Below are 15507 nucleotides of genomic sequence, written 5' to 3'. Positions count from 1 at the left end.
CCCGAAGAGCCTCAGTTCCTACCGGAATGAACGAACAGCAGAGAACAATCGCGACCTGGATTTCACAAAGAGAGCTGTTTTCTGGCAAGCAGCTAGACGGTGTCAGGAATACCCTCGGCCGCTTTTGGGCTGTCGGTTTCCTGTTTTCGTGCCAGCTTGCTTGATCGAATGCCATACAGGAAGTAGATCAGCAGGCCAATTGCCAGCCAGATGCCGAAACGAAGCCAGGTGATCGGTTGCAGGCTCAGGATCAGCCAGAGCGAGAAGCCTATTCCGATAATCGGCAGAAGTGGCACAAGTGGCGTTTTGAAGCCGCGTTTGAGGTCAGGGCGCCGCTTCCGGAGGATAATGATTGAGGCGCAGACAATGATAAAAGCGCTCAATGTACCAATATTGACCAGCTCAGTGACAACTGCGATCGGCGTAAAGCCCGCAACCGCCGCTGTAATAATACCGAGCAGCCAGGTTGGACGATAGGGCGTTTTATGGACGGGGTGCGTTTTGGCGAACCAGGAGGGCAGGAGCCCATCCCGACTGAGCGCGAACCAGACGCGTGCCGCAGCAAGCATAAAGGCAAAGAGCACGCTTGTAATGCCGGCCAGCGCTCCAATTGAGACCAGGGTAGAGACAAAGGGCATATGAATCGCCTGGAACGCGTTGGCAACCGGAGCCGAGTTGTTAAGTGTTTGATAGGGCACGATCCCGGTCAGTACCAGGCTGATCAGAATGTAGAAAACAAGGGCGATGCCAAGCGAGGCAAGAATGGCAAAGGGGATGTCCCGCTGTGGATTCTTCGCTTCCTCGGCTGCTGTACTCATCGCATCATAGCCAAAAACGGCAAAGAACACCAGTGCCGCGCCTCCCATGATGCCTGAGAAGCCGAACGGCGCAAAGGGGTGCCAGTTTTCGGGCTTCACAAAGAACGCCCCGATAACGATGATGACAACAACAACGGTCAGCTTAATGATTACGGCAACCGTGTTGAAGCGCGCGCTCTCTTTAATCCCTCGGGTAAGCAGCCATGCGGTAAAGAGACAGAAGAGGATGGCAAACAGGTCAACAACACGTCCGGGCCCCGTACTGGGAGCGCCAGAAATGGCGGCTGGAAGCTGAATACCAACGCTTGATAGCAAACTGTTGAAATAGCCTGAGAGGCCGATTGCCACGGAGGAAACCACAAGGGTGTACTCAATTAACAGATCCCAGCCGATAACCCATGCCAGCAATTCACCAAGCACTGCATAACTATAGGTGTAGGCGCTGCCCGCGACGGGAATCAAACTTGCAAATTCAGCATAACAGAGCGCAGCCGCCGCGCTTGCACAGCCCGCGATGATGAAAGAGATAATCACGGCTGGACCGGCCTGTGTCGCTGCTGCAACGCCGGTTAGCACAAATATGCCGACGCCAATAATCGCGCCCAGACCAAGAGCGGTCAGGCTCCAGGGGCCCAGGCTACGCTTCAAATCCTTTTCATGCTCAGCTTCTTGCTGTAATACATCGATATCTTTCTTTCGCAACAATACACTCATAGTTGCTCACTTTCCAGTTGTAGTGTTGTGGTGCGATGTTCTCTGCTGATGTCAGGTCAAAGGAGAGAGGTATGCTGATCACCTGTGACGAGAAACCCTTTCTTATTATAAGTCATCTGGCTGAGATTGAGTTTCAGAAATGGTGCATCTTATCTCTGGTATTGTTGCGTTCTTTCCCATCCTATTCATAGAAAATGGTAAAATCGTATATACTCTCATCTGTTGAAGCCTATTCAAGCTGTGAGAGCCGTGTTCCTGGCTGAGAGGGCGAGAAAATTGAGGATCAGGCCTGTAACAGGAAGACCGGATGTTCCTTTGCTTCGGCCTCAAAAGCGGCGAGGGGAGCACCTGACGTAGCAGAGAAGAAGGGGCGTACGATGCCAACGCGCTGAATATAGCGTTTCAGGATTGGCGCGGCCTCAGCGGGCTCCAGTTCTTTGACGCGATAGGTGGTGCCCTCTTTGCCCCGAGAGATTGTCACCTCGCCAGCAGCACGGGCATTTTTCACCCAGTTGACAGCTCCATAGGGCGCTACGAGCCAGCGGCGTCCACCTTCTTCGACCAGCGTGACAGGAATGGTGTGTAGTAAGCCACTTTTCCGGCCCCGGACCGTAAGCAGATAGGTTGTGCCAAGCGGAATCCCTGCCTTGAGAAGCCGTATGGCAATCTGATTGACTGCTTTGCGCCAGAATGAGAGCCTGTACTTTCGTTGCATTGCTGTCTCCTTTTGTGGCTGAAAAAACGTGCATTCCTCTCAATTCTTAGAACGTTCTCGCTGAAGGACCAGTAACAGAGTACGATTTCTCTCTACATGTTTTTCATTATGAAGCCAAAAAGAGGAATAGAGAAGCATAATTGTAATGATGATGGCTGATGAAAGATATTCCATTGAAGATACGTATTTCTTTGTAAGAATAGTGAAGCTAATGAAGCGCTTAGCGCATGTTTCACTCATCCACTCTACCTGTATAAAGCATGGCCGTATGAAAGGAGCAGTGCGCTTGAACAAGATCTACCGCTTGCATTGCGGGCTTATCCTGATTCTCTCCCTGTTTTTTCTCTCCTGCTCGTCTGGCTCGGCCCCGCAGACGGGCGCGACGCCGACAGTAACCCAACATGTAGCGACCGCCCAACTGGTGTATACAGCCGATTGGTCGAAGGGGCTGGATGAATGGAAGCCCTCAAAAGGGTGGAAGGTGGTGAAGAATTATCTGGAGACGCAGGTTCTGCCTGATCTCTCGATTACGCTTCCCTATACGCCAAAAACGCCCGATTACGCGATAGAGTTTCGCTTGCAGGTTGTCTCGGTGCCTGCAAATGGCGGGCATTATCGACTTGCAGCGGCGAAAGATGGAGAGAAGGACGGATATACTGCTGAGGTTCTGGGGCTGCTGGCCGGAGATAGTCATACCTATGCGGTGCATCCTCTGATGGAAACGCTGATAGAGCCGCAGGAGAACATGGGCTCCGCGCAGCCGCAGGTATTTGATTTCGAGCCCGGAGACGAGTGGCGTACCTATCGGGTGGAGGTGCGCGGTCCCCGGGTCGAGTTTCTGGTCAATGAAAGACGGATGAGCGGAGCGACCAGTATCCAATCAAAGCAGCTCTCTCAGAAGCAAATCACGCTTGAGTGCAGCCGCATTGTCGCGCGAGTGAGTGATTTTCGAGTATACGAATATAAGTAGCCTGAAGGGACCGAGATTCTGCTAAATTAGGGAAGAGGACTTCAGCAGGTTCGCTTTTTTGTTGAAGCGCCAGGTACTGGACAACATAGCGCCCGAGAATATCGGTTTCAACATTTAAGAGAGTGCCCGGCTGTACCTCTCCCAGATTCGTATGTTCCCGGGTATAAGGAATGAGGGTAATAGTGAAATGATCGCTGAAAACCTCGATTACTGTCAGGCTGACGCCGTTTAACGCAATAAAGCCTTTTGGCACTACGTAAGGGCGCAGTGCTTCCGGTAACTCGATAGCAACCAGCAGAGCGATACCGTCTATTTCCACAGAGCGAACGCGAACGGTTGCTTCGATGTGGCCCTGCACGGTGTGCCCTCCGATGCGGCCACTGGCGGGCACAGAGCGTTCCAGATTGACTCGATCTCCGGGACGAAGGCTGCGGAGCCGTGTGCGGCGTACCGTTTCGGGAACCGTTTCGACCGTAAAGGAGGTGGCACCCCGAGCAATAACGGTAAGACAGGTGCCATCGACCGCAATGCTATCCTTCTCCTCAAGATCGGCAAGCACCTTCTGTGCCTGAATGGTCAGACTGGTTGCTGTGATCTCTTGAATGATCCCGATTTCCTCGACAATTCCTGAAAACATTCTTTCCTCCATTTCGCTATTTATTGTGAAGTAGATGCTGTTGTGCCCGCGCCATCTCGACTGCAGCGCGAGCATATTCGATTCCGCGTTCAATGCGTGCCTCGGCTTGCGCCTGTGTTTCCGCGCACATCACGCCCAGAATCACCGGTCGCTGGTAGTCCAGTGCAAGCCGCATCAGACCTTGAGCTGTTGCGTCGCTTACAATAACGTCATGTCTTGTCTCACCCTTCATCACGCAGCCGATGCAGATCAGCGCGTCATACCGCTTACTCTGTAGCATTGTCTGGGCGAGAAGAGGGAGCTCGAAGCTACCGGGCACGCTGTGAATGGTGATGGCGTGCTCCGCGACCCCGAGCCGCTGCAGTTCCTCGCAGGTCAGTGCGAGAGTTGCCCCGGTGATTGGCCAGTTGTAGCGAGCAACGAGAATGCCAATCGAGAGCCCTGAGCCGTTTTTATCCGGTGTGGGTGGAAGCATGTGTTTCATCTATCACTCCTTATCCATGAAGCATCGTCAGTGCGTGGCCCATACGCTGTTGCTTGGTAGTGAGATAGGTGATGTTATGCGGTGTGGGTGTGGTTTCGAGAGCGACGCGCTCTACCTCGATACCGCCCTGCGCCAGCGCCTGAAGCTTCTGCGGGTTGTTTGTCAGCAGACGCACTCGCTTTACCCCAAGCGTATGGAGGATTGCAAGTGCAGATGTATAGTCTCTCGCATCGGCAGGATAACCGAGCCGCTCATTGGCGGTAATGGTATCATGGCCCTGATCCTGCAAAGCATAGGCCTGTAGCTTTGCCATCAAGCCAATCCCGCGGCCCTCCTGAGGCAGGTAGAGCAGGACACCACGTCCCTCATCGGCGATCGCCTGCATGGCTGCATGAAGCTGAGCCTGACAGTCACAGCGCTGTGAGCCGAAGATGTCGCCGGTCAGGCAGGAAGAATGCAGGCGTACAAGCGGTGGTTCTGCATCGGGAGCGTGCAGATCGCCGAGTACCAGCGCCAGGGTGTGCTGACCGGTCCGATGCTCAAGGTAATCGGTGACCTGAAAGGTCGCGAAAGGTGTCGGGAGCCTGGTCGATGCAACGGGGCTGACAAGCTGCTGACGGCGATAGCTGGCGATTGCCTCAACGGTAAGAACAGGAATATTCCACTGTTGAGCCAGCCGGTGAAGCTCCTCGCCGCGGGCGGGCTCACCATGCTCGTTGAGGACCTCGCAGATGACGGCAGCCGCTTCCAGCCCGGCGATGCTCATCAAATCAACAGACGCTTCTGTATGCCCGCGTCGTTCCAGTGTCCCTTGAGTGGCGGCCCGAAGGGGGAAGATATGTCCGGGGCGTGCCAGATCCTCCGGTCGGGTGGCAGGATCAACCAGCACCCGGATCGTTCGCGCGCGGTCGTGGGCTGAAATACCGGTTGTTGTCCCGTGGCGAGCATCAACTGAGAGCGTGAAGGCCGTTCCCTGAAGGGGCTGGTCTGATTGGTCAAAGACGGGGAGCTGAAGCGTGTCCAGCCGCTGGCCAGTCAGCGCGACGCAGATTAAGCCGCAGGCATTGCGCATCATAAATGTTATTACTTCAGGAGTGACAAACTGTGCAGCTATACACAGGTCAGCCTCATTTTCTCGTGATTCGTCATCACAGATCAGAATCATGTTTCCTTGACGAACAACATCAATTGCATCTCGCACACTAATAAAGGGTGTATTCATTCTCTCTCCTCCATATTGTATCGCTGCAATTCTTCACTTTTTCAATAATTACCTGTTTTGCCCTGATCTCGCATCGCTTATATACTGGCAACAGTACAATAGCACTACCTCCTGAACGAATTGCCAGCGAAGGGGCCAACTTCTCAGTAGACAGGTGTTCCCGGGCCGGGAGACCCCCGATACGAGAACGCGCTTCAGCGCAGAAAGGCATAGCGTCCTATCGTCCGTATGTACGTACGAACGTGGTCTGCATCAACATGAAATCGGGATGATAGCCAGCAGGGAAAGCGAGCAACAAAGGGGATGGAAGGAAAGGTGTTTGTGGGCGTTGAGATGATACCCGTTTTGCAGAGAGAGCGCCGTGGTACGGCTTCTGCATGTCAGAGAGAACACAGCAGAGCATACTGTGTGAGTTGCCTTCTTCCATCCGGACTGTCACCGTCGGCCCTGGAACTTCCCCAGGTCAGCTACTATGCACAGAGACTATGCAAGCAGGTCGTGGGCTGTACCACCGGTCGGGAATTGGGAGTTTCATGTCCCTCACCCTGCCCCGAAGACATTACTATATTCAATTGTAGAGAATCACTATCTCTAAGATACCATAAAAATCTGTGTTTTGCTAGATGTCTGGCACGAAAAACACTTTGAGTAGAAAAAGTTCAATCTTCCCTGCGAGCTGGCAGGCGCTCCGTCGCTGCTGAGAGCGGACTGCCTCCTGATGGGTTTGCTTGTGCGAATCGAAAAAGAAAACGCGAAAAAGTTAAAGCCAAAGTCGAATGTACAAAAAGTACTTGCCCTTTGACAAGGAACTTGTGAAACGGTACAATCTTTGTAGCTGGTTAAGAAGCAGATCATTCTGGCAAGCGTGGAAGAGAGGAACTCATGCAATCAGCGGAACGACCACGAGGTAAGGGAAATGCGCCTCATCCACAGCGCAAACAAGCAACGTCATCGGTTCAGCAGAGTCGGAGACTGGAAGTAGCGGCAATGATTGCCGAGAAACTGGGCGAAACCGAGAAAACACCTCGCGTCCAGATCGAAAAGATTGTGCGGCTCTGGGGGATTGAGAATGCGTTGCGAGCCCTGGATGAGACGCAGCGTGTTGAAGCTGATGGTGGCTTGATGCTGCCGGATGGCTCGCGCAGACGGACACCGGGAGGGGTTTTCTTCCATCTGGTCCGGCAACAGATCCCTCCTGAAATTTTTCGGAAAATTTTTATGTGGCAAGGTGCATCTCGCAAGGACAATGAAGATGCCTCAACTACAGTACCCGGTATAACCTGGGAGACACGGTTTGGCGCGCTTCGAGATCTGGCGTCGGTAGAGAAAGGGCAGGTGCGAACGGTGAAGATTACGGTAATAGGACGTCCCGGGCGAGTAATTGAACGGGGAAGCTTTGTGATGACAGCGCTACAGGCAGCGAAGATTCCGCCTTTGCCAAAAGGGTTGCCGGTTCCGGCTCAACCTACTACCAGCTATACTTTGTTCATCAGTAAGAAACAGTGGCGTAAGGTCGCGGACGCGATTAAGGATGAGGACGATGTCTTGATTGTTGAAGGTTATCCCCATCTCGATGAGCAAATGAAGAATATTGCCGTTTTTGCTTCTAATACAACCACGAAGAATCTGCAAAGCGCTCAACGAGCAAAGCAGCCCGGCAAATAGTGCCAGTAGCGAGAACCCCGTTGAGAAGCGCTGCTCTGGTTTGCATTCTGTCAACCAGAGCAGCCCGGGCTTACAGACGCTGTCCTCGTGAGGTTTCTTGCGAACTGAAACCGGATATCGTTGTATAGAGAGATCATTTGCATCGCCTGCGAGGGAAACCATGCTCGCAACAAGTGGCATGGGCTTCCTGTTCTCTCAACTGAGGATAAAAGATGGATCAAGAAACGGAGCGCATGACAGCGGCTGACCCGGTTATTAATATTGCTGGAGAAAAGATCGCCCCTGGCCTGTTTACGCCTATAGAGTGGCTGGCGAGCAAGTGTATTTACTGGGGCATCCGCTAACGCAGTTTGCTCTCGATGGCTTGAAATACAATCTTGATACATGCATTGGAAGGGCTGATATAGAAATGATACCTGTAGGTTGCGGTTGACCTGATTGTCAACAGAACACAATCTCGAAAGCGATGACGGAGGCCGGCATCTTTGGTGCCCCAACCAAGCAGGCTACCGGTGGTTGCCACTTTTGATGTGCTCTGAATCTGGCTCAATGGAATGGTCTGATGAAAGACGATGCCGTTGAGCCGGGTTGGTTTGCCTGGCTCCAGTGGCTGCTTGCCGCTATAGAGATGAAGTCCGTTGTCGTCGATCATATAGGTGATTCTCTGTCCGGTCCGCTGGACCAACGCAAGAATCGTACAGAAGCAGATGACCAGCAGCGCGAACGTGACCCCGGGAACAATCAACCCCGCTGGCGGTGTCTTCTCGACCAGCCAGATGAGCAGCAGGCACCCTGAGAAGAAAAGCGTAATCCCGATATAACAGCAATAGAAGAACAGCCGGAACCCGACAGAGGCCCGGGGCCGGTCAAGCAGGATATTCCTCTTTTCTTGCTAACCCTGAATTTGCCGTATTCTCCGTCATCTGCTCTTTCACTGTCTTCTCTTTTATTTTTACCATGTATTGCCCTTTTTCAGCAATCATGCATCGTTTTCCGGAGACAACAGGCGGAATCTGCTGTTTAAGAGGGCCTTGAATTCCTGCTGCGGTTTCGTCTATACTAGTAACTACTATAGTGGTTACTATATTGGAGAGAGAGATGACGACAGTAGAGCTATTGCAACAGGTTGGCCTGAACAAGTATGAGGCCGAGGCATATTATACCCTGCTCAAGCACGATGCATTGACCGGTTACGAGGTTGGGAAGCACTCCCAGGTGCCGCTTTCGCGCAGCTATGAAGTGCTTGAGCGTCTGGTTGAAAAGGGATTGGCGTTGGTCCAGCCGGGCAATCCGCCGCGTTATCGGGCGCTGGAACCTCGCCTGTTTCTTGCACAAATGCGCTCCACGATGGAAAATACGCTGAATGCGCTCACCGACTCGATCGCCACGCTGGCACAGGGGCAGAATCTGGCTGAATTCTGGGTGGTACGCGGTCGTCAGGCCATTCTGGATCGGGCGCGAGCGATGATCGAGGGAGCGCGTTTTACCGTGTCGGTAGCTGGTTCCCCGGATTGTCTGCGTGAGCTGTCCGAGTCGTTGAAGCAGGCGCGTGGCTGTCACGTGATTTCCCGGCAGGTCAAGCAGGGAACGCTGCTGTTGCTCTGCGACGATACCGAAGCGCTTGTCGGAACGGCGGAGGAGACAGAGAATGCTCAGGCTGTTGCAAGCTCGAATACGGCTCTCTTGTTTGCTCTTCGTGGCTTCTTTACGCAGCAGACGCTGATTGATAGTGCCGCATCTCTCGACACCCTGCAGCGCTCCGAGAAGAGTTGGTTGGATTGGGAAGAGCGGAAACAACGGCGTCTTCGACACTCGGTCGCTTGATCGAGTCCTGTAATGAAAGGATGCATTCTGTGAACTACGACATTCGTGATATTGCTCTGGCAGAACGTGGACGAAAGCGGATCCGCTGGGCGGCACGTCATATGCCAGTGCTGAATCAGCTTCGAGAAGAGTTTGCGGCGCAACAGCCGTTTCAAGGCAAGCGTCTGGCTGTTTCACTCCACATCACGACCGAGACGGCTGTGCTGCTTTCAACCCTGCATGCGGGTGGAGCTGAAATTGCTCTCTGCGCTTCTAACCCGCTTTCTACCTTTGATGATGTCTGTGCGGCTCTGGTTGAGGAGGGAATGCAGGTGTATGCGATAAATGGTGAAGACCTCCCGACATATCGACGTCATGTTGAACAAGTTCTTGATATTGATCCGCACCTGGTCATGGATGATGGCGCCGACTTGATCGTTGAGCTGCACAAACGGTCATCATCAGGAAGCGTTGTCGCTGGTATTGAAGAAACAACCACGGGTGTTGTTCGTACTCGTGCGCTTGCTTCGGATAAGCTACTACGCTTTCCGGTAATCGCGGTCAATGATACGCCGACAAAGCATTATTTCGATAATCGCTTTGGAACGGGGCAGAACACGATAGACGGTATTCTACGCGCAACCAATACACTGCTTGCTGGCTCGACATTTGTAGTTGCGGGCTATGGATGGTGTGGCCGCGGGATTGCTGCGAGGGCGCGAGGCATGGGCGCTCGCGTGATCGTGTGCGAGATCAACCCGACCAGAGCGCTGGAAGCGTACTTTGAAGGCTTTCAGGTATTGCCAATGGAAGAGGCTGCTCCGCTTGGAGACATCTTTGTGACTGCGACGGGGATGAAAGGTGTGATTCGCAAAGAGCACATTTTGCAGATGAAGGATGGCGCGCTGCTCGCGAATTCCGGCCATTTCAATGTTGAGATCGATGTAGCGGCGCTTGAGCAGACCGCCGTGCAGACCCAGGAAATTCGGGATCATCTGGTTGAATATCAACTACCCAACGGGCGCAATGTCTACCTGCTTGGTCAGGGGCGACTTGTGGGTCAGGTTGCGGCTGAAGCCAGTCCAGCCGCATTGATGGATCTCAGTTTCGCGGGTCAGGCGCTCAGCACCTATTACCTGCTCTGTACGGAACACCGGTTGCCTCCCGGGGTCCACAACGTGCCTGCTGAGCTTGATGAGCGTGTGGCACAGTTGAAGCTGAAAGCGCTTGGCATCCGGCTTGATACGCTCAACGCTGATCAGCTTACCTATCAGGCGTCATGGCAGTATGGGACGGCGGAGTAGGCAGATCACTCCTTCTTCTCGAAGATCAGGGCGGTAGCGAGGGCGCGGTAGCCCAGCTTGAGGTAGAGCGGTTTGCCCATCTCGCTGGCGAGCAGGACGCTTGTGTGTATGCCTGAGAGAGAAGCATCATAAAGCAACTGCTGTATCAAGATGGAAGCCAGGCCACGGCGGCGAAATGCAGGATCAGTGTATACCTCATCAACGCAGAGGCTGGAATGCGGTGTGATGCTACTACGGGCGCTGGCCACACTCTTCCCTTCGATAAGCACCCGATAGTGCGTGAGCCGGGGCGCTTCCAGAGCCATTTGCGCATAAGATGGGAGCGCGGCAAAAAAGCGCTCCTGCCACGCCTGATCTGATACGTGTGAGAGCGTTTGCAACGAGAGCCTGGCCGGTAGAACGGGCGGCTGCTCGGCTGCAAGCGCCTTTTCCATCAGCGTTTCTTGATATCTCAGTTTGTAGCCAGCGCGCGTGTAAGCCGCTTCTAGAGCCGCTTGATCCTGCCCAGATGCAAAGATGGTGAGCCAGTGCGGTCCGGTTATCAGGCAAGCAGCGCACCTGATAACGTGCGCAGGTTCTGCTGGTTCGAGAAGCAGGAGCTCATCAAAGCGGCCATATCTCCTATCCCCAAAGTGAACATGGAAAAGCGGCTTATAATGCTGATACGCTGTTCCCGGGAATGAGCGGCTGTAGGTCCACCCTGCCAGAAACTCCCTGATTGCTACCTCAGTCGACATACATCCTCTATTTCAAGAATCCGACGCGTCTGTATTGATGATCTCAGTATAGAGCTAACTTCGTCTTTTGTACATGATCCTGCCACTTTTTTCTTTGCTGATTCGTGCAATGGAAAGTATACGGAGTCTTTTCTACGTATGTTGGGCCCGGGCCTGTAAGCTGTAAAGTTGCATCTATAGTAGACGAATGAGCCATAAAAGCGGAAATGGAGTCAAGGAGCGATGACGGTTGCATCAGAACAAGATCAACGGGATACATTACAACTCAAGTATGATCCTCGTTCCTGGCAGCAGGTCAATGTCGGGCGAGAAGAGCGCCTTCTTTCGACGATCGCGGGAGCAGCGCTGACACTCTGTGGGCTCTGGCGGCGCAAAACGGTGGGATTGACAACTGCGCTTGGTGGTCTGCTGCTCTATCGTGGGCTCACCGGGAGAAGTGTGTTGTATCGCTTGCTTGATCTCAACACGGTTAAGGAGAGCCCGAGTACCGTGATGCCGCTTCCTGACGGCTCTGGTGTCAGAGTCAAGCGAGCCGTGACTATCCTGCGGCCTGCTGACGAGCTGTATCATTTCTGGCGAGACTTCGCCGGGACGGTGCCAGTTCATCCGTTTGTTGAACAGATCACGCCCATCGGAGACAAGTCCTGGCACTGGCTGGTACGCCTGCCCGGAGGTGAGTTCGTCGAGTGGGATTCCGTTCTAACTGAGGATATACCCGAGCGCCTGATTGCCTGGCGTTTTATGGGGGAGCGGCTGGAGAGCGTGGGCGGGCGGATCCGCTTTGACCCTGCGCCCGCTGATCAGGGTACGATTGTGACACTGGAAGTTGAGTTTAAGCGCCCTGACAAGCTGTCGTTGTTGAATATCATACCTTCTGGCATGATTCTCAGTCGAGTGCCTGAACAGCTTGTGCGAGAAGAGTTGCGCCGTTTGAAAGCGCTGATGGAAGCAGGCGAGCTGCCTCAGGCACAGCCCCGGGAGAGCGAAAAGGAAGCAAGGAGGAATGCATGAGGGCTGTCTGCTGGAACGGGATCACGAATGTGCAGATCGAGCGCGTTCCTGATCCACAAATCATCAACCCGCGTGATGCGATTGTGAAGGTAACGGCCACAACTATTTGTGGCTCAGACCTGCATCTTTATGATGGCTATATCCCTACAATGCAGAAGGGCGATGTGATTGGCCATGAGTTCATGGGTGAAGTTGTTGAGGTGGGGAAAGAGGTCAAGACGCTTCGGAAGGGGGATCGTGTTGTTGTGCCATCGGTAATCGCCTGCGGAAAATGCTACTATTGCCGCAATAACCTGTGGTCCTTGTGTGACAACTCGAACCCGAATGCCTGGATGGCAGAGGCAATGTATGGTTTTGCGCCCGCCGGGATCTACGGATATTCGCACCTGTACGGCGGCTATGGAGGCAGCCACGCGGAGTATGTGCGTGTTCCCTTTGCGGATATCGGGCCGGTCAAGGTGCCGGATGGTGTGTCGGACGAGCAAGCGCTGTTTATCTCGGATGCCTTCCCGACGGGCTACACGGGTGCTGACTACTGCGATATCAAGCCGGGCGATACCGTGGCTGTCTGGGGATGTGGCGCGGTTGGCCTGTTCGCAATGATTAGTGCTCGGATGCTTGGTGCAGAGCAGGTGATTGCGATCGACCGCTTTCCCGAGCGGTTGCGCGTTGCCAGAGATTATTGTCATGCGGTGCCGCTGAATTATGAGGGAACAGATGTGGTAGAGGAACTCAAGCAGATGACAGGTGGAAGGGGTCCTGACGCCTGTATTGATGCGGTCGGAATGGAGGCGCATGGCCCAAGCCTGCTTGGCCTCTATGATAAGGTACGGCAGACCGTTCGCCTGACAACTGATCGAGCGACTGCGGTACGGCAGGCGATACAGGCGTGTCGTAAGGGCGGCGTGGTCTCAATCATGGGCGTCTATGGCGGCTTCTTAGATAAGTTCCCGCTTGGTGCGGCCTTCACGAAGGGGCTGACGCTGCGCATGAGCCAGATGCACGCACAGCGCTATACACACATGTTGATGGAGCGCGTGGCAAAGGGCGAGGTTGACCCCACGTTTGTCGTCACCCATCGCATGAGTCTGGACGAGGCCGCCCAGGGCTTCGAGCTATTCAAGCATAAAGAGGATGAATGCTTGCGGGTAGTATTTCGTCCGTGAGTTCTCCATCTCCCTTGTTGGTTTTGTGCTTCTCACTGCGGGTAGCCATTTACCTGGCTGCCCGCAGTATTTCTTCAGCTAAAGTGGCTGTGCGTTCTGGTTATAGTGCAGTCCCGGCCCCCAGCGAGTGTTGGTATGAGAGCTCTTCCTGAACCGTCACAAAACCAAGCGTGCGATAGAGGTCAATCGTTTCGGGAGCATCACCCCATGATTCGAGATCAATTGAGGTTGCCCCCCGCTCCTGAAGCCAGGTGAGTGCCGCGAGCGTCAACGGAAGATAGAGGCCTGCTGTGCGATATTCGGGAACCACACCGGGAGCATCGATCAGGCCGGATGGTTGCTTTAGCTTCGCCCAGGTCAGCCCAACAACGTGACCATCAGGGGCAAAGAGCAGGAGCCGCCCCGCTGTGTCCTGTTCTGGCAACCTTTCAGCCAGCTCCTCGCGCCTGATCGTGTGGTGTCCCCATAGACCTTCATAGCCACGATTGACCGCTTCAAGCAAGACATCGACATCCTGTACCTGCTCATATGGTTTCAGTACGAAGCCTTCCGGGAAGGTTGGTTGCGGGAAGGGAGTATCTGCCGCGATATTCAGGCGCGTATAGGTCGAAACGGGCTCATAGCCTCGCTGCCGCAGAAAGCGGTTTGCCTCCTGATGGCGGACATCAGCGTAGGCACGCGTAAACGTGGCTCCACGCGAGCGAGCATGCTGTTCCAGATCGGCCAGAAGCCGGCTTCCGATGCCGCTCCCACGCCATGCCGGGTGAACAGTTACCGCGAGATCGGCTTCTTTATCAAGCGGCGCTTTGAGCACAAAACCATAGCCAACCAGCTCATCAGCGGCGCAGGCAACGCGGCGGGCCTCCTCTGGCTCCTGCGCGAACAGATCAAGCCATTCGCGTTGTGTCTCCTCGCTGACATCTTCATTGCTCTGGTCAGCTTCCTTTGCTGCTTCGAGAAGCCTGAGAAGCGCGGTGAAATCGCTCTGCGGATTGAAGTTTCGATAATGGATAGTACTGTTGCTTTGCATACGTTTCTCTCTTTCTTCCTGCCAGATAGCAGAGCACGATAGAGCGATATGCGCTAGAATCCCTGCTCGCTCTTCATGTCTTCTTTTTTGTTTGTTGCATACTACTCAAGATACGGTGTTGCGCGTGGAACGTATACAAACAGGTGCCCGCTGCTGATGATACGAGTATAGCTCTATTCTGACCCTGTTGTGCCGGGAAGAGCGCTCTCCTATTTGTGCTTGTCCGGTTTGAGGCGGTAGAGAAAAAATCGGACAAGAAGAATCTGCTATGAAAACAAGCGGGGCTTGAGAGAAAGGGAACGAATGTGGCATACTGAAAGTATCCCTGGCAGGAAATTCAAGCAACAAGGGGGTTGCATTATGCGCATAGGTGTGGGCTTGCCCGCTGGCGTGCCCGGGGTGGACGGTCATCTCTTGATCGAGTGGGCTCGTTTGGCCGATACAGGCCCGTTTTCCAGCCTCGGTGTGGTTGATCGGCTCTGCTATGACACGTTTGATCCTCTCGTCGCTCTGGCCTCCGCTGCGGCTGTGACGCAACGCACGCGGCTGGTCACGATGATTATTATTGGACCTCTTTATAACACGCTTCGGCTTGCGAAGGCGTCTGCCAGTATTGACGCCTTGTCCGGTGGACGTCTGGTTCTGGGGATGGCTGTTGGAGCCCGCCGCGAGGATTACGAAGCCGCCGGTATCGAGTATCGTTCACGTGGAAAGCGCTTTGTCGAGCAGCTTTCGCTCTTACGGGCATATTGGGAAGATCCTGCTATTGGCCCGTCTCCGGCTCATCCTGAGGGGCCTCCGGTCCTTGTTGGCGGGCAGAACGATCAGGTGTTTACGCGTATTGCCCGCTATGCCAACGGCTATGTCCATGGTGGCGGTCCACCCAGGTCGTTTGCTCGTGCTGCCGATAAAACGCGTGCTGCATGGAGTGATATGAGAAGGCCGGGGAAGCCGCAACTCTGGGCACAAGCCTATTTCGCGCTTGGAGATGAAGATGACCTTCTTTCCGGAGAACGCTATCTGAAGGAGTATTACGCGTTTACCGGAACTTTCGCGGAAAAAGTGGCGTCAGGTTTGTTAACCACGCCACAGGCGATTGCACAGTATATTCGCGGCTATGCTGAGGCTGGCTGTGATGAGCTTGTATTACTCCCTACGGTTGCTTCCCTTGACCAGCTCAAGCGCCTTGCTGAAGTTCTGGCAGGTATCGACTACGAGCGCTTCTAGTCGA

16 protein-coding genes and 1 riboswitch are annotated in these 15507 nt (G+C 54.0%); of the genes, 8 read left to right on the top strand and 8 right to left on the bottom strand.

Annotated elements, in window-relative coordinates:
• Positions 1-92: 92 nt before the first annotated feature.
• Positions 93-1532 (bottom strand): amino acid permease, encoded by a 1440-nt coding sequence (locus EI42_RS13605; RefSeq protein WP_111322849.1) that lies wholly within the window; start codon positions 1530-1532, stop codon positions 93-95.
• Positions 1533-1815: 283 nt separating this feature from the next.
• A complete protein-coding gene (locus EI42_RS13600; RefSeq protein WP_111322847.1) occupies positions 1816-2247 on the bottom strand; it encodes a nitroreductase family deazaflavin-dependent oxidoreductase in 432 nt (143 codons plus the stop codon).
• 286 nt (positions 2248-2533) lie between these two features.
• Here EI42_RS13600 and EI42_RS13595 point away from each other — a divergent pair, with 286 nt between their 5' ends.
• Positions 2534-3217, top strand: coding sequence for a LamG domain-containing protein (locus EI42_RS13595; protein ID WP_111322845.1), 684 nt, complete (start codon positions 2534-2536; stop codon positions 3215-3217).
• Here EI42_RS13595 and EI42_RS13590 read toward each other — a convergent pair.
• The 3 genes from EI42_RS13590 to ribA are packed head-to-tail and all read right to left on the bottom strand — an operon-like array spanning position 3153 to position 5560.
• Positions 3153-3854: a riboflavin synthase gene (locus tag EI42_RS13590; protein ID WP_170142602.1), complete on the bottom strand. Its 702-nt coding sequence runs from the start codon at positions 3852-3854 to the stop codon at positions 3153-3155. The two genes, EI42_RS13595 and EI42_RS13590, sit on opposite strands and share 65 nt — an antisense overlap.
• Positions 3855-3870: 16 nt before the next feature.
• Positions 3871-4338, bottom strand: coding sequence for a 6,7-dimethyl-8-ribityllumazine synthase (gene ribH / locus EI42_RS13585; RefSeq protein WP_111322841.1), 468 nt, complete (start codon positions 4336-4338; stop codon positions 3871-3873).
• A 10-nt stretch (positions 4339-4348) separates the two neighbouring features.
• Entirely contained in the window at positions 4349-5560 is a 1212-nt protein-coding gene (ribA, locus tag EI42_RS13580; protein ID WP_111322839.1) for a GTP cyclohydrolase II, read from the bottom strand.
• Between the two features lie 411 nt (positions 5561-5971).
• Positions 5972-6122: riboswitch (FMN riboswitch) on the bottom strand.
• A gap of 320 nt (positions 6123-6442) precedes the next feature.
• On the opposite strand from ribA, the gene EI42_RS13575 reads away from it, so the two are divergent.
• Together EI42_RS13575 and EI42_RS34345 are read left to right on the top strand one after the other, a co-directional pair.
• A complete protein-coding gene (locus EI42_RS13575) occupies positions 6443-7225 on the top strand; it encodes a phosphorylated adapter RNA export RNA-binding domain-containing protein (RefSeq protein WP_111322837.1) in 783 nt (260 codons plus the stop codon).
• A gap of 212 nt (positions 7226-7437) precedes the next feature.
• Positions 7438-7569 (top strand): hypothetical protein, encoded by a 132-nt coding sequence (locus EI42_RS34345; protein WP_281278844.1) that lies wholly within the window; start codon positions 7438-7440, stop codon positions 7567-7569.
• Here EI42_RS34345 and EI42_RS13570 read toward each other — a convergent pair.
• Positions 7566-7970 carry a hypothetical protein gene (locus EI42_RS13570; RefSeq protein ID WP_111322835.1) on the bottom strand — a complete coding sequence of 135 codons (405 nt, stop codon included), beginning with the start codon at positions 7968-7970 and terminating at the stop codon, positions 7566-7568. The genes EI42_RS34345 and EI42_RS13570 overlap by 4 nt on opposite strands.
• A 353-nt stretch (positions 7971-8323) precedes the next feature.
• Here EI42_RS13570 and EI42_RS13565 point away from each other — a divergent pair, with 353 nt between their 5' ends.
• Together EI42_RS13565 and EI42_RS13560 are read left to right on the top strand one after the other, a co-directional pair.
• Positions 8324-9049 (top strand): TrmB family transcriptional regulator, encoded by a 726-nt coding sequence (locus EI42_RS13565; RefSeq protein WP_111322833.1) that lies wholly within the window; start codon positions 8324-8326, stop codon positions 9047-9049.
• Positions 9050-9078: 29 nt separating this feature from the next.
• A complete protein-coding gene (locus EI42_RS13560; RefSeq protein WP_111322831.1) occupies positions 9079-10332 on the top strand; it encodes an adenosylhomocysteinase in 1254 nt (417 codons plus the stop codon).
• Positions 10333-10337: 5 nt separating this feature from the next.
• Here the strand turns inward: EI42_RS13560 and EI42_RS13555 are convergent, their stop codons facing one another.
• Positions 10338-11069: a GNAT family N-acetyltransferase gene (locus EI42_RS13555; RefSeq protein WP_111322829.1), complete on the bottom strand. Its 732-nt coding sequence runs from the start codon at positions 11067-11069 to the stop codon at positions 10338-10340.
• A 222-nt stretch (positions 11070-11291) separates the two neighbouring features.
• On the opposite strand from EI42_RS13555, the gene EI42_RS13550 reads away from it, so the two are divergent.
• A complete protein-coding gene (locus EI42_RS13550) occupies positions 11292-12080 on the top strand; it encodes an SRPBCC family protein (protein WP_111322827.1) in 789 nt (262 codons plus the stop codon).
• Positions 12077-13246, top strand: coding sequence for a zinc-dependent alcohol dehydrogenase (locus EI42_RS13545; RefSeq protein ID WP_111322825.1), 1170 nt, complete (start codon positions 12077-12079; stop codon positions 13244-13246). Before EI42_RS13550 ends, EI42_RS13545 begins: the two co-directional genes overlap by 4 nt.
• 100 nt (positions 13247-13346) lie before the next feature.
• Here EI42_RS13545 and EI42_RS13540 read toward each other — a convergent pair whose 3' ends face one another.
• A complete protein-coding gene (locus tag EI42_RS13540; protein ID WP_111322823.1) occupies positions 13347-14276 on the bottom strand; it encodes a GNAT family N-acetyltransferase in 930 nt (309 codons plus the stop codon).
• Positions 14277-14636: 360 nt separating this feature from the next.
• Between EI42_RS13540 and EI42_RS13535 the strand changes: the two genes are divergently transcribed.
• Positions 14637-15503 carry an LLM class flavin-dependent oxidoreductase gene (locus tag EI42_RS13535; protein WP_111322821.1) on the top strand — a complete coding sequence of 289 codons (867 nt, stop codon included), beginning with the start codon at positions 14637-14639 and terminating at the stop codon, positions 15501-15503.
• Positions 15504-15507: the final 4 nt, after the last annotated feature.

This window comes from Thermosporothrix hazakensis, assembly GCF_003253565.1.
Classification (GTDB): domain Bacteria; phylum Chloroflexota; class Ktedonobacteria; order Ktedonobacterales; family Ktedonobacteraceae; genus Thermosporothrix; species Thermosporothrix hazakensis.
This window is presented reverse-complemented; position numbering and strand designations above follow the sequence as displayed.

Bases quoted from the DNA above. Each gene is read 5' to 3' on its own strand.
- EI42_RS13605 (WP_111322849.1), bottom strand. From the start codon at position 1,532: ATGAGTGTATTGTTGCGAAAGAAAGATATCGATGTATTACAGCAAGAA.
- EI42_RS13600 (WP_111322847.1), bottom strand. From the start codon at position 2,247: ATGCAACGAAAGTACAGGCTCTCATTCTGGCGCAAAGCAGTCAATCAG.
- EI42_RS13590 (WP_170142602.1), bottom strand. From the start codon at position 3,854: ATGTTTTCAGGAATTGTCGAGGAAATCGGGATCATTCAAGAGATCACA.
- ribH (WP_111322841.1), bottom strand. From the start codon at position 4,338: ATGAAACACATGCTTCCACCCACACCGGATAAAAACGGCTCAGGGCTC.
- ribA (WP_111322839.1), bottom strand. From the start codon at position 5,560: ATGAATACACCCTTTATTAGTGTGCGAGATGCAATTGATGTTGTTCGT.
- EI42_RS13575 (WP_111322837.1), top strand. From the start codon at position 6,443: ATGCAATCAGCGGAACGACCACGAGGTAAGGGAAATGCGCCTCATCCA.
- EI42_RS34345 (WP_281278844.1), top strand. From the start codon at position 7,438: ATGGATCAAGAAACGGAGCGCATGACAGCGGCTGACCCGGTTATTAAT.
- EI42_RS13565 (WP_111322833.1), top strand. From the start codon at position 8,324: ATGACGACAGTAGAGCTATTGCAACAGGTTGGCCTGAACAAGTATGAG.
- EI42_RS13555 (WP_111322829.1), bottom strand. From the start codon at position 11,069: ATGTCGACTGAGGTAGCAATCAGGGAGTTTCTGGCAGGGTGGACCTAC.
- EI42_RS13550 (WP_111322827.1), top strand. From the start codon at position 11,292: ATGACGGTTGCATCAGAACAAGATCAACGGGATACATTACAACTCAAG.
- EI42_RS13545 (WP_111322825.1), top strand. From the start codon at position 12,077: ATGAGGGCTGTCTGCTGGAACGGGATCACGAATGTGCAGATCGAGCGC.
- EI42_RS13540 (WP_111322823.1), bottom strand. From the start codon at position 14,276: ATGCAAAGCAACAGTACTATCCATTATCGAAACTTCAATCCGCAGAGC.
- EI42_RS13535 (WP_111322821.1), top strand. From the start codon at position 14,637: ATGCGCATAGGTGTGGGCTTGCCCGCTGGCGTGCCCGGGGTGGACGGT.